This window comes from Sulfurospirillum halorespirans DSM 13726, from assembly GCF_001723605.1.
GTDB lineage: Bacteria > Campylobacterota > Campylobacteria > Campylobacterales > Sulfurospirillaceae > Sulfurospirillum > Sulfurospirillum halorespirans.
Window position 1 is genome coordinate 732,464 of sequence record NZ_CP017111.1, and the last position, 13,680, is coordinate 746,143.

The 13,680-nt window shown below is 42.2% G+C and carries 13 protein-coding genes; 7 read left to right on the plus strand and 6 right to left on the minus strand.

Annotated features, from left to right (window positions below; genetic code table 11):
* Positions 1–145 precede the first annotated feature (145 nt).
* From SHALO_RS03685 to recR, 6 genes are all read left to right on the plus strand, one after another.
* Positions 146–358: a DUF4492 domain-containing protein gene (locus SHALO_RS03685; RefSeq protein ID WP_069477403.1), complete on the plus strand. Its 213-nt coding sequence runs from the start codon at positions 146–148 to the stop codon at positions 356–358.
* Positions 355–1,884, plus strand: a complete 1,530-nt coding sequence (locus SHALO_RS03690; RefSeq protein WP_069477404.1) for a cytochrome ubiquinol oxidase subunit I — start codon at positions 355–357, stop codon at positions 1,882–1,884. Before SHALO_RS03685 ends, SHALO_RS03690 begins: the two co-directional genes overlap by 4 nt.
* A complete protein-coding gene (locus SHALO_RS03695) occupies positions 1,884–3,017 on the plus strand; it encodes a cytochrome d ubiquinol oxidase subunit II (protein WP_069477405.1) in 1,134 nt (377 codons plus the stop codon). The genes SHALO_RS03690 and SHALO_RS03695 overlap by 1 nt, the downstream gene beginning before the upstream one ends.
* 207 nt (positions 3,018–3,224) lie before the next feature.
* Positions 3,225–3,896 carry a response regulator transcription factor gene (locus tag SHALO_RS03700; RefSeq protein ID WP_069477406.1) on the plus strand — a complete coding sequence of 224 codons (672 nt, stop codon included), beginning with the start codon at positions 3,225–3,227 and terminating at the stop codon, positions 3,894–3,896.
* Positions 3,893–5,140, plus strand: a complete 1,248-nt coding sequence (locus SHALO_RS03705) for an ArsS family sensor histidine kinase (RefSeq protein ID WP_084010690.1) — start codon at positions 3,893–3,895, stop codon at positions 5,138–5,140. The genes SHALO_RS03700 and SHALO_RS03705 overlap by 4 nt, the downstream gene beginning before the upstream one ends.
* Positions 5,137–5,706, plus strand: coding sequence for a recombination mediator RecR (recR, locus tag SHALO_RS03710; protein WP_069477407.1), 570 nt, complete (start codon positions 5,137–5,139; stop codon positions 5,704–5,706). Before SHALO_RS03705 ends, recR begins: the two co-directional genes overlap by 4 nt.
* Positions 5,707–5,709: 3 nt before the next feature.
* On the opposite strand, the gene SHALO_RS03715 is transcribed toward recR, so the two are convergent.
* Positions 5,710–7,905: a sensor domain-containing protein gene (locus tag SHALO_RS03715; protein ID WP_069477408.1), complete on the minus strand. Its 2,196-nt coding sequence runs from the start codon at positions 7,903–7,905 to the stop codon at positions 5,710–5,712.
* A gap of 264 nt (positions 7,906–8,169) precedes the next feature.
* Between SHALO_RS03715 and SHALO_RS03720 the strand changes: the two genes are divergently transcribed.
* Complete coding sequence (locus SHALO_RS03720) at positions 8,170–8,454, plus strand: TFIIB-type zinc ribbon-containing protein (protein ID WP_069477409.1); 285 nt, start codon at positions 8,170–8,172, stop codon at positions 8,452–8,454.
* Positions 8,455–8,496: 42 nt separating this feature from the next.
* Here the strand turns inward: SHALO_RS03720 and SHALO_RS03725 are convergent, their stop codons facing one another.
* The 5 genes from SHALO_RS03725 to SHALO_RS03745 are packed head-to-tail and all read right to left on the minus strand — an operon-like array spanning position 8,497 to position 13,678.
* A complete protein-coding gene (locus SHALO_RS03725) occupies positions 8,497–10,137 on the minus strand; it encodes a fatty acid--CoA ligase (RefSeq protein ID WP_069477410.1) in 1,641 nt (546 codons plus the stop codon).
* 19 nt (positions 10,138–10,156) lie between these two features.
* Positions 10,157–10,948, minus strand: coding sequence for a shikimate dehydrogenase (locus SHALO_RS03730; protein WP_069477411.1), 792 nt, complete (start codon positions 10,946–10,948; stop codon positions 10,157–10,159).
* An 8-nt stretch (positions 10,949–10,956) separates the two neighbouring features.
* A complete protein-coding gene (locus tag SHALO_RS03735; RefSeq protein ID WP_069477412.1) occupies positions 10,957–12,369 on the minus strand; it encodes an anthranilate synthase component I family protein in 1,413 nt (470 codons plus the stop codon).
* A gap of 1 nt (position 12,370) precedes the next feature.
* The gene (locus tag SHALO_RS03740; RefSeq protein WP_069477413.1) at positions 12,371–13,108 is read right to left on the minus strand and encodes an SPOR domain-containing protein; all 738 of its coding nucleotides are present in this window, start codon (positions 13,106–13,108) and stop codon (positions 12,371–12,373) included.
* Positions 13,109–13,135: 27 nt separating this feature from the next.
* Positions 13,136–13,678, minus strand: coding sequence for a DUF1882 domain-containing protein (locus tag SHALO_RS03745; protein ID WP_069477414.1), 543 nt, complete (start codon positions 13,676–13,678; stop codon positions 13,136–13,138).
* Between the last annotated feature and the right edge of the window lie 2 nt (positions 13,679–13,680).

The window sequence follows — 13,680 nt, forward strand, 5'->3', positions numbered from 1 at the left end:
CATGTAAGATACAAGAGCAATCACGCGCTCTTGTATCCCTCTGGCTCTTTTCTCTCTTTGTCTCTGCTTTTATAAGCACTCCATTTATAAAATATTAACTAATAAAAATTATAATTCAATAAAATAAATAATCAGGAAAAAACAGATGAATTTTCGATTTTGGATAGCTCTCTATAAAGAGGGTTTTAGCCATTTGAGGGTTGGAAAAACATTGTGGAAAGTGATTTTTATTAAGCTTTTGGTGATGCTAGTTCTTTTCAAAGGACTCTTCTTCAACGAAACCTTGCATACGCTCTTTGAAGATGAGACGCAAAAAAGCGAGTATGTATTAGATAATTTAACAAAGGATATCAAGTGAATGAACTCGCTTCGGTGGATTGGAGTAGGGCGCAATTTGCGCTGACCGCCATCTACCATTTTTTATTTGTTCCCTTAACATTGGGGCTCAGTTTTTTAGTGGCAATTATGGAGACACTTTATGTCAAAACGGGTGATCTGGAGTGGAAAAAAGCAACCAAGTTTTGGATGACGCTTTTTGCCATAAACTTTGCTATCGGCGTTGCTACAGGGCTCATTATGGAGTTTGAATTTGGTACCAACTGGGCGAATTATTCGTGGTTTGTCGGTGACATCTTTGGCGCACCGCTTGCGGTAGAAGGCATTTTAGCCTTTTTTATGGAGTCCACCTTTTTTGCCGTCATGTTTTTTGGCTGGAACAAAGTCAGTAAAGGCTTTCATCTGCTCTCGACGTGGTTGGTTGCCCTTGGCTCCAACCTCTCTGCCTTTTGGATTTTGGTGGCGAACGGTTGGATGCAGTATCCTGTTGGGATGGTGTTTAATCCAGACAGTGCGCGCAACGAGATGGCAAACTTTTTTGATGTTTTGCTCTCACCTGTGGCGATTGCAAAGTTTTTGCATACGGTTGCAAGTGGCTATGTGATTGGATCGTTGTTTGTTGTGGGCATCTGCGCATGGTTTTTACTTAAAAAACGCCATCTTCATTTTGCCAAACGCAGTATGCTTGTGGGAGCATCCTTTGGTTTACTCACCTCCCTTTTTTTAACCCTCAGTGGTGATGAGAGTGCCTATCAGGTTGCACAACATCAACCGGTTAAGCTTGCGGCGATGGAAGGGATTTATAAAGGAGAACATCGTGCGGGTCTTATTGCGTTTGCCTTTTTAAATCCTGATAAAAAAATAGGCGATGATCTACACCCTTTTATCGGTGATATTGAGATACCGTATCTTCTCTCGTTTCTAGGATACCGCAACATTGAGGCGTTTGTACCAGGTTTAGATGATTTGGTGTATGGCAATCCCTCAAAAGGGGTCGTATCGGCAAGCGAGCGTATCGAAAGTGGCAAAATAGCGCTGAGTGCGCTTAAGAGCTATCGTGAAGCGAAAAAAGAGGGTAATGCGGCTTTAATGCAAGAATCCCACACGCTTTTAACGACGCACATGCCCAATTTTGGTTATGGTTATTTGGACAGACCTGAGCAGATCGTGCCTCCCATTGCACTAACGTTTTACACGTTCCATCTGATGGTCAGTCTTGGTATGTGGTTTCTAGCGCTGTTTATCATTGTACTTTTTCTCTTAATGAAGCGTGAGATAATGCGTTATAAACCTATTTTGTATGCAGCGCTTTGGAGCATTCCTTTGGGTTATATTGCCGCTGAGTGCGGCTGGATTGTGGCGGAGGTTGGCAGGCAACCGTGGGCGATTCAAGACTTGATGCCAGTCCACATTGCTGCAACGAACTTAGGCAGTGGGAATGTGATGATCTCATTTACCCTATTTGCCATACTTTTTACCCTTTTGTTGATTGCTGAGATTAAGATCATGGTGAAGCAAATCGCAATCGGCCCTGATGGAGGTCACTGATGTTTGAACTACTCTCTTTGCTTCAATTGCAACAGTTGTGGTGGATTATTGTAAGCCTTTTAGGAGGCATTTTTGCGTTTTTACTGTTTGTACAAGGGGGTCAAACCTTCCTGTTTTCCCTTCCTGCCAATGAAACAGAAAAAACGATGTTGGTCAACTCTTTGGGGCGAAAATGGGAGCTTGGCTTTACCACGTTGGTTCTCTTTGGCGGTGCTTTATTTGCGGCATTTCCTCTTTTTTACGCGACCAGTTTTGGGGGTGCGTATTGGGTCTGGCTTGCCATTTTGTTCTGTTTTATCATTCAAGCGGTCAGTTACGAATACCGAAAAAAGCCTGATAATTTTTTAGGAACGAAAACATACGAATGCTTTTTGTATCTCAATGGAAGCTTAGGTGTTTTACTCTTAGGTATTGCCATCAGCACCTTTTTTAGCGGAGCAGCGTTTCATCTCGATGAGAACCGCTTTGTCTTTTGGGATAATCCTTTACGGGGGCTAGAAGCGCTACAAAATCCATTTAATTATCTTTTAGCATTCACGCTTTTCTTTCTTTCGCGCATCGGTGCAGGGCTTTATTTTATCAACACGATAGACCATGATGCTTTACATGTAAAGATCAAAACGATGCTTAGATCGCAGACGCTGCTCTTCTTACTCTTTTTTGCAAGCTTTATGGGTTGGATTCTCACCAAAGAGGGATTTGCCTATGATCCTCTCACCAAAGTGGTGATGATCGTGCCGTACCATTATGCCAACAATTTTGCCCAAATGCCTTGGGTCTTAGCGCTTTTTTGTCTGGGCGTTTGTTTGGTCGTTTTTGGCGTGTTGCGCACCCTTTTTAGCACCAACAAAACAAGCATTAAGCCTTTTGGTGTGGGCGTTGTTTTTACGGTGATGGCACTGTTTCTCACGGTTGGACTGAACTATACCGTTTTTTATCCCTCTTTGAGCGATCTTTCAAGTTCATTGCACATTGAAAATGCGAGCGGAAGCTTCTATACATTGACAACGATGAGTTATTTGGGGTTGATGATTCCGTTTGTTGTGGCATACATTGCTTACGCGTGGTATGCTATGAATCGTGTGAAAATTACGGAAGCAGAGATGAACGACTCTAGCCAACATCACTATTAGGAGAACAGTATGGATTACACACATTCGCTTTTATGGTTACTATCATGGCCACTGCTGATTGGATTAAGTTATGGATTTATTCGTTTAAATCTTTATATTCTTAAAGATGAGTAAAGGATTTCCCTTTATTCGTCCCCTTCCGCTCGTTCTTTTAAAGAAAAGAGAGACAAATTCAGTATAATTGTAAAAAAGCTCTAAGGTCATAGAATGATTAACGTTTTGATGATAGAAGATGATGCTGAATTTGCTGAAATCTTAAGTGAATACCTCGCGAAATACAATATCAAAATCACCAATTATGAAGACCCTTATTTGGGATTAACCGCAGGCATTAAAAAGTACGATCTGCTGATTTTAGATCTGACGTTGCCGGGGATGGATGGACTTGAAGTCTGTAAAGAGATTGTGGCACAGTACGACATTCCCATCATTATCTCCTCAGCGCGCAGTGACATTAGCGACAAAGTGATCGGGCTTCAAATCGGGGCAGATGATTATCTGCCAAAACCGTACGATCCTAAAGAGATGTACGCGCGCATTCAAAGCTTGATCCGTCGTTACAAAAAGAGCTCCACGCTCGAAGATCAGCAAGGAGCGAGTGTCTTTTTGGTCGATGAAAAACGCCATGAGATCTCGTTTAAAAATGAAGTTTTAAGTCTTACCCCTGCTGAGTATGAGATTCTCTCTTACATGATCAAGCAAAATGGTTTTTCGATTTCGCGCGAACAGCTGGTCTACAACTGCAAATCCCTGAAAGATAAAGGTTCTAAGAGTTTAGATGTCATCATCGGACGATTACGTGCCAAAATTGGCGATGACTCGAAGAGTCCGGAATACATCCACTCGGTTCGAGGGATTGGGTATAAGCTGGTTGGATGATTAAAAACTCGATTCTGAACAAGATCAGCGCGATCTTTTTTCTCTCACTTTTTTTGTTGGCGATGTTTTTTGCACTTTTATTGGAGCATCAAAGCGACAAAAACTTAGACAATATGAAACAGCGCCAAATTCAATCGGTCAACTATCTTTTGGTGATGTACCGCAACAACGTTCAACCGCAGGATATTGAAGAGTATTTTAATAACTTTGGACTCAAAAAAGTCTCTAGCAAACACCTGCGTGATTCGGTGTTGGAGCGTGGGGTGGTCATTTTTCAAAAGCTTTCACCCATTAGTCGTTTCTCCTCCATTGTTTACAATGATCGCTACTATCTTTTCATCGACAATTTCGAATCGAGCGTGCTTTTGGAGAGTCAAGACTACAAAAATTTTAACGAGAGTTTGTGGGTTGTTTTTGTCATAGCGCTTCTGATTTTGCTTTACATGTACATCTCCATTTTTAAAAGTATCGCTCCATTGAAAACACTCAGCTCTCAAATACGCAAGTTTGCTTCGGGCGATCTTGAGATTGAATGCAAGAGTGAATCCAACGACGAGATCGGTGAAGTCGCCAATGAGTTTGACCGAGCCGTGAAAAAAATCCACGATCTGATCAATTCACGACAGCTTTTTTTACGCACCATTATGCACGAGCTTAAAACGCCCATTGGCAAAGGGCGTATTGTCGCGGAGATGTTAGAGGATGAAACGGCTAAAAAGCGCTTGATTGGGGTTTTTGGAAGGCTGGATCTGCTCATTTCTGAGTTTTCAAAAATCGAGCAGATTACCTCGAAGCGTTACGATTTGAGTCTGAAAGAGTATTCGCTTTTACATGTCGTCGATCAAGCAATTGATCTGTTAATGCTGGATGATAAAAAAAGAGAAGATCAAGTAAAAGTGGAGGGCGATTTTGATTTTAAAGTCACCGTTGATTTTGATTTGATGGCACTTGCGCTTAAAAACCTGATGGACAATGCGATGAAGCACAGTCTGAACCATAACGTTTTTGTCAAAAGTAAAGATCAAACCGTGATAATTTCCAATGAAGGTGAACCGCTTAAAATGTCTATTGATGAGTATTTTCAACCCTTCGTTTCAGGGTCAAAAGCGTGTGGTAGTGGTCTTGGGTTAGGACTGTACATTGTTAAAAACATCATTGCTCAACATGGTTTAGAAGTGGTTTACAGCTATGAAGGGGGATTCCATCAATTTAGTATCGATTTTTCCAAAGGGTGTGCTGTATGATGCGAGGATTAGAGAAGTTTAATAAACTGGTTGAGGCATTTGAAAAACTCCCAACAGTAGGACGAAAGTCAGCTGTTCGGTTTGCATACCATCTTGTGTTAAACGACACTTTTTCTGCTATGAAACTGGCTAATGCGATTGAGAGTGCGATTAAAAGTATTCGAAAATGTGAACGTTGTGGTGCACTGAGCGAACATGAAATTTGCGATATTTGTTTGGATGAAAGACGTGATGTTCAAAAACTCTGTATCGTGGAGAGTGCGAAGGACATTTTTGTTTTAGAAGAGCATAAGCTTTTTGATGGACGCTATTTTGTTTTGGGTGATTTGGAAGAGGAGACGTTGGCACAGTTAGAAACCATCGTACAAGAAGGTGTCAAAGAGATGATCTTTGCGCTTACTCCGTCATTAGCCAATGATGCACTGATTTTATTTATCGAAGATAAGCTCAAAAACCATACACTTCATTTTACCAAGATTGCACAGGGTGTGCCAACAGGTGTTCATCTTGAAAATGTCGATATGCTCTCTTTATCCAAAGCCCTTGAATCGCGCACGAAAACCTAAAAACTATTTCTCAATCTGATTGAAAAAAAAGTAACAATTTTTGCCTAATTCTTTGGCATTGTACATCGCTTTATCGGCATACAAGATGAGATCTTCTGCCTTGATGGAGTCATCGGGATAAAAACTGATGCCAATGCTGGCTGAGATGTAAAGATCAATACCATGAATGACAATAACATCACTCATCGCTTCTATGATTCGTTTCAAAATGGGTTCACATTCACGAGGCTCTTTAAGATTGGTCAAAATAGCTACAAATTCATCACCACCCAAACGTGCAACAGTCTCATTTTTACGTAACAACGAAGCAATCCGTTTAGAAACGGCAATAAGCAGTTCGTCGCCAATGCTGTGTCCATACGTGTCATTGATCTCTTTAAATCCATCTAGATCAATGTACAAAACAGCCAAATACGTGTTGTAACGTTGTGCTTCAGCGATGGCTTGGCTCAGTCTATCCCACAGTAACATACGATTTGGAAGTGAGGTGAGGGCATCATGATGGGCAAGGTGTTCAAGCTCTTTTTCATGCTCTTTGATGATGGTAATATCTGTAAAAAGCGCTACAAAATTTTGAATTTCACCTTCGCTGTCTTTGACCGCACTGATGGTTAACATCTCAGCGTAAATACTACCATCTTTGCGACGGTTCCAAATCTCACCTTGCCAATGACCAAGGGTAAGAATACTCTCCCACATCTGTGTATAAAATATGGGCTCTTGCCTACCCGATTTCATGATGCGTGGATTGTGCCCGATGATCTCATTCAGTAAATACCCAGAATTACGTACAAAAGCATCATTGGCCTCTATAATGGTGCCATAAGGGTCTGTGATAATAATTCTCTCTTTGGCGTGTGTAAAAACATTGGCTGCGAGCTGTAGCTTGGCATCGCTTTTACTCTTTTCAATGGCAAGGGCAATAAACTGTACTTCATCTTCAACGAGCTTGATCTCTCTTGGCGTAAGAGGCTGCTCTTGTAAGGAGCAGATCATCAAAAGCCCCAAAGGTTTCCCAAAAGCGGAGAAAACAGGGTTTGCAAAGCAATGTTGCCTATCTTTTAAATAGAGATTTTGTGTTTTTTCATGCCACCATGGCTCTTCATCAAGCGTGCTAAACAGTACAGGATGAGAGGGCAGTTGCATCAGATGCGCTAAAAAGTGTTTATCGTCTTCGGAAGCATCTATGAGGGTGGTGCTGAGAAGTTGAAGCTCATTTGAAGTGGCTCCCAGTATGAGTTTATGGTTGGTTTCATCAAACAGTAGCATGCTGCATCCAATGCGGTGGTGATGAATGGACTCAATGTCTCCTGTCATTACATGTAAAATGGTTGAGAGGGGTGACGTATTGGCGATCATCTGTAAAATTTGTTTATGGTGCTGTTCACATTGCTGGATGTATTTACGCTCATCAATGTCCGCAATAACGCCTACAAGGCCTATCTCTTCGCCTTTGGTATCGTAAAATCGTTTTCCTGTCAACTGTCCCCAAAAGCTACTACCATCGGTTCGGCAATAGACACGCTCCAAATCCACCGAAGCAATTTTGCTGCTCAAAAGTGAGAGCATCTTTTGGCGTCCGATCTCTTTTTCTGAAACGTGGATAAGTTCTACATACTCTTTGTTGATAAGCTCTTCCAGTGGGTATAAAAACATCTCCGCCATACGTTGATTTGCATGCGTGATGCGACCTTCCAGATTGACCAAAAAGATGGCAACACTGGACGTGTCAAGAATCTGTTTAAAAAGAATCTCTTGTTTGGCAAGATTATCATTGACCTCGAAGAGTTCGCGTTCCACATTTTTACGATCGGTAATGTCATGAATGATGGAGAAAAGAACTCTCTTCTCTTTAAGATTGATGGGTGTTGAAAAGACTTCAACATCACGCACTTCGCCATTGGCAAGCTGATGTTGAAAGTTAAAGTAATTACGCTCTTCCTTAAGGGCACGTTGGCGCTCTTCCCTCACTTGTTCAGCAGGAAGGGTATTGATGGTGGAAATAGACATCTGCCTGAGTTGCTCTAGGGTGTACCCATAGTAGCGTGCCGCAGCTTCATTTGCATTGAGAATTTTTCCATTTTCAGGATCAAGCAGTAACATGATAGAGCTACTTTTGTCAAAAAAACGGTACAGCGCATTGTAGTCACTATCGTCTGATGCAAATAATGTATGAAACAGCGTTGAAATTAGGTTCATGAAAACTCTCTGCTGGGGAAATGTCACATCTATAATGGTATTAGTGTAACATAAAATTGGCAATTATAAAAACGTTTTTTTAAATAGTATAAATAGGCTAAAAATTAAGTACTTGTTCGCTTTGGTCATTATGCGATCTAAAAGAGTCAAAAGCTCTTTCTGTTTGGCTTTCATTCTTTTAAAATGATCCAAAAAGTTTATTTAAATTTTATTTATACTTGCAAGCTATAATCTTTAGTAATACTACAATTGAGGAGTTAGACGATGAAATGCCCTGTATGTGGAACCGTTGATCTGTTAATGAGTGAGAGATCGGGAGTTGAGATAGATTACTGCCCACAGTGTCGAGGTGTCTGGTTAGATCGTGGTGAGCTTGATAAAATCATTGAGCGCTCAAGCGCTCCCGTTGTGTCAAATCCAACGCAACAATACTATGGAAAAGCTGAAAAGTCACATCATAAAGAGTACTCTCATGATGATAAATCGTATCAGCAACAAGGTCATTACAAGAAAAAAGAGAGTTTTCTAGGCGAGCTTTTTGATTTTTAGAGAAGGGAAAGGGCATTTACATGTAAACGCCCTTTTAAAACGCTAGAGAGCGTATTTTTGACGAAGTTCTTTTTTATTCACTTTCCCAACACTGGTTTTATCGATATTTTCAACAAATTTTATTTTGAGCAGCATTCCTTCTCGTGCCATGATACCTTTTTTAATAAACTCTTTGGCATGAAGCAGTAGCTCTTTATCGGTTACTGTCTTTTGCGGATCAACGACCACAAGTGCAAGCGGTCGCTCACCCCATCTCTCATCCTCCACACCAATAACAGCAACTTCTTTCACTTGTGGATGTTGGTTGATGATGTCTTCAAGCTCCAGCGAAGAGACCCATTCCCCGCCCACTTTGATAATGTCTTTCATGCGATCCGTGATCTTGATATAGCCTTTTTCATCCATGGTGGCGATATCGCCTGTATGCAGATAACCGCCATGCCAGAGAAGTTCAGAGTTTTTTTGATCTTTAAAATAGCCTTGTGTGAGCCACGGAGAGCGCACGACAATTTCACCCGAATGTGCACCATCTTGAGGCAATGATTGCATCGTTTCATCCACCACATGAATCTCCACGAGTGCCATGGAACGTCCCGTTTTAATGCGAATGTCGCTTTGTGCATCATCATCCCTCTCTAACATTTCAGGCGTGAGCTGTGCAATGCTTAAAATGGGACACGTCTCGCTCATGCCGTATCCTGTAAACATATCAATGCCTCTTTTAAGGGCTTCTTGGCACATTGCTTTGGGAAGTGCCGCTCCTCCAATCATGACTTTCCAACCACGTAGATCGACCTCATGGATTTTAGGCGAATTAAAAAGCATGTGCATAATAGTCGGAACGCAATGCGAAAAGGTGACTTTTTCTGTGTCGATCAGCTCCAAAAGCAGGTCGGGAATGTAACGCCCTGGATAGACCTGTTTGACCCCGAGCATCGTCGCAACATAGGGCAATCCCCACGCATGGACATGAAACATTGGGGTAATGGGCATATAAACATCCCCTTGGCGAAAATTGCCTTGGTGTGGGGCGCTTCCAAGTGTCGAAAGGGCTCCTAAGGTATGAAGCACCAGTTGGCGATGGGTAAAGTAGACACCTTTGGGAAATCCCGTCGTTCCTGTTGTGTAAAATGTCGTCGCACGCGTGTTTTCATCAAAGTCTGGAAAATCAAAAAAATCGGCTTCTTTGTCTAGCAATGCTTCATATTCACCTTTTACATGTAAAGAGGTGGGTGGCATTTTTTCATCATCGCATAGCACAATAAAATGCTCCACATCCAGCCTTCCTTTGATCTGCTCAAGGACCGGTAAAAAGTCGGTATGGGCTAAGATCACATCATCTTCCGCATGATCAATCGTGTAGAGAATCTGCTCAGGGCTGAGACGAATATTGATCGTGTGTAAAATAGCTCCTAGCATAGGAATCGCAAAATAGCACTCCAAATAACGGTGCGAGTCATAATCCATCACGGCTACCGTATCGCCTTTTTTCACACCAAGAGCGCTTAGCATATGTGCGAGTTTATGCACACGTTTTTTAAATGTCGCGTAGGTAAAACGCTTCTCAGTGCGGTAGACGATCTCTTGGTTGGGATCAAAATAAATCGGAGCGTTGAGAATGTTTTTAATCAAGAGTTGATACTCATGGGCATAAGGGTTTTTCAGGGTATGTTCAAGTTGCATACGCTCTCCTTGGTAAAATTTAGAGATCAAACGCAGGGCGCATCAACGATTCGATCGTTTTAACGTCATAATGTTTGGAGAAGAAAAGGTTAAACGCAAGAACCCCTTGGTACAAAAGCATCTCTTTGCCATCTTTACATGTAAGCTGATGGCTTCGTGCCAGTTCTAAAAAAGGGGTTGGTTTGTTGTAGATCACATCAAACGCATATTTGGCGTCTTGAAACAGAGTCTCTAAAAGGGCTTTGTCGCACGGGTACGCTTCTTCTTTGAGTCCTGCTGAGGTGGTGTTGATGATGAGGTCATACGCTTTACATGTAAAGGTTTCCCATGTGTTACATGTAAAGCCTTTGGCTTCAAAAAAAGCGAGTCTGGAGGCGGAACGGTTGAGAATGGTGGTTTCGATTTGGTGTATTTTTAAAATCATCGCAATCGCTTTTGCCGTTCCTCCTGCTCCTAAAATCAGGGCATTGCGAAGATACCCAAACGATTTAATCGCCTCATAAAAGCCCTCAGCATCGGTGTTGTAGCCGATGACGCGCGCTCCTTCACTGACCAGCGTATTGACCGCGCCAATCTCTTTGGCAAGCCCTCGTACTTCATCACATTGGGCATACGCTGCCTCTTTATGGGGCACCGTGACATTTGCCCCTTGAAGATTCATCGCACGAAAGGTTGAAAGCAATTTTTCAGGCTCTTTAATGGTTTTACGAACATAACAGCCATTGAGGTTTAAGGTGTTCAAAACGGTGTTATGGAGTCTTGGGGAGATCGAATGGGTAACAGGGTCGCCAAAAATACTAAAGAGTAACATAGTGGATGTTACTCTTTTAGATCATCAAGTGAGCTGGTCATGGCTCCTAGCTTATTGGTCACTTCGAGGTATTCAAGCTCAGGTTTACTGTCCGCCACAATGCCACCCCCTGCTTGGAAAATGATTTTTTCTTCATCGAGATACGCGGTTCGGATCATAATACAGCTGTCCATATTACCATCAAATCCAAAATAACCTGCCGCCCCACTGTAAAAGCTTCGCTTCAGCCCTTCAAAATCGCTAATAAGCTCCATCGCGCGAATTTTCGGCGTTCCTGTCATCGTCCCAGCCGTAAACGTAGCGGCAAAAAGGTCGAACATGTCGTATTTGGCATCTAAAAGAGCTTCGATGTCGCTGACCATGTGCATCACGTGGGAGTAACGCTCCACGCGCATCATCTCTTTGACTTTCACACTGCCCACATGTGCCACGCGACCAAGATCGTTACGCCCAAGATCGATCAGCATCAAATGCTCGGCGCGCTCTTTCTCATCACTCAGCATCTCTTTTTCGTACGCCATATCTTTTTCATACGTCGAGCCACGTTTGCGTGTGCCTGCAATCGGACGAAGCGTTATGCGTCCATCTTTGAGTCCAACCATCACTTCAGGTGAACTGCCAATGATCGCAAATTTGGGATAGGAGAGATAGAACATATAGGGCGATGGATTTTTTTGACGCAAAATGCGGTAAAAGCTCAAACGATCAATCTGTGCGTATTGTGTAAAACGATTCGACATCAAAATCTGAAAAACATCCCCACTGCGAATCATCTCTTTGGCTTTAGCGACCATATCAAAAAAGTGCTCTTTGGAAAGGGCAAACGAGCTCTTGTTTTTATCGACAACGGCTGTTTGAATTGGAATGTGAATATGTGGCTCTTTGAGTGTTGATTCAATGGCACCCAGTTGATCGGCAATATTCGGAACAAAGGTGGTTAGTATCAATGTATTGGTTTTATGCGAAAAGGTACAGACGAGTTTGGGGCGCATCAGGTCGATTTCGGGGATATGAAGCTCATCTTTAAGGTTATCCATGTGTGAGCGTAAACGTGGCTCAAAAATCTTCACGGCATCATAACCGATGTAACCGATAAAGCCATCTACAAAGCCGACACCTAGCTCTTTGGCGTAGGTTTGGTAGAGCGTTTTATCCAGTTCTGCGTAGCGTTTTTTTAAAAATGTAAACGGATTAGCGCCTAGGTCATGTGAAATACCCTCTTCATCGATGTGTACAGCCATGTCATTTTGGTGAATGAGACGTTCACGTGCGCCAATGAAGAGAAAGCTAAAGTTGCCATCGTTGTTGTTGATGGCACTTTCAAACAAAAAGCAGAGCTCACCTTTAAAATAATCCTGCAATTTTGCAAAGATCGTAATCGGGGTGAGCTGATCGAAAAGGATTTTACGGGAGCTTAGCACCTTACTTCACCCTGTAAATAAATGCGTTTTTATTCACACTTGAGCGAATCAGTACCAAAGCACTCTCAGCATCACTTGATTTGGCATACGGTCCAATCAAGATTTTCGTTACTTTATTGCCATTTACCACCGTTGTGTAGAGCTTGTACTCAAACCCTTTAGACTTGATGTCACTGAGTTGTTTTGCCTCAGGCGTTGTTGCAACAGCCCCTACTTGAACATAAATACCAGCATCCGCGCTTCCGCCACCGGCTGTATGGGTGTCACCCACTTCGGTACTGCGAAGCAGAGGTTGTGCTTTGGGCGCCTCTTTTTTAGTCTCTTCTTTGACTTTAGGAAGGGTCTCTTTTACAGGCGTTGTTGTCGTAGCAGGCGTGGTGGTGGACTCCTTAGGTTTAGCCTCAGCCCCTTTTGCCTCTTCTTGTTTTTGTGCTTCTTTCTCTTTGAGCGTTTTGATCATATCTTCAAAACTCTCTTTTTTAGGGTTCTCTTCAATAATTGGCACTTGTTTAAAGAGCTGGTCATCTTTAGGAACTTGCATCTCTTGGGTTGGCTCTGGTGGCAAAATTAACTTAGAAGTGTCTTTCCCTTGATCTTTGTTTGCTACTTTCATGCTTGCGAGTGCGACTAAAAAGACAAGAATCAAAAAAGCAACTAAAATAAGGATACGCTTCATTTTAAGGGTCTTATTATCCCCTTTTTCTAACACAATATCACTAAGCTCATTTCTATTTTCCATCGGTTCTCCTTAGAATGATGTTATACACTACATATGCTTCGACCAAGAAGCGCCTCGCTCTTTTTGGTATAAGTCATAAGGCAATGCCAAAATGTTAAACTCTTTTGGAAGCTCCTGTGTCGGGAACATTCTCCACTCGCGCGGAAGCTTTTGGGAGAGCTTTGCTGAGAGCATTTTAGCGATCTGATACCCCTCTTGCAAGGTAGTATGGCCTTTATGAACATACAGATGTAGATGATCTTCCGTTTTACTTTTATACGCCGTAAAATTGATAAATCCCTCTTCTCTAAGCAAAAGTTGTGCCCTATGCCAAAATCGCTCGGTGTTTCTTCCGTTATAGTCAAAAACGATGTTTTCGACTTTGTCAAAGCGGTTAATCAGCGAGTGAGCAACGGTGATTTTCCCATCAAGATGATCTTTGATGATACTGTTGTTTAAAGGCTGATCAATACGCTCGTATTTATCAAAAAAGACTCTCCCTCCAAAATCGATCTTTTGGACAATGTTGTCACGTTTGATCCAATAATGATCGGTAATCATTTTGATAAGAGAGACGTCAATATTGTACATAA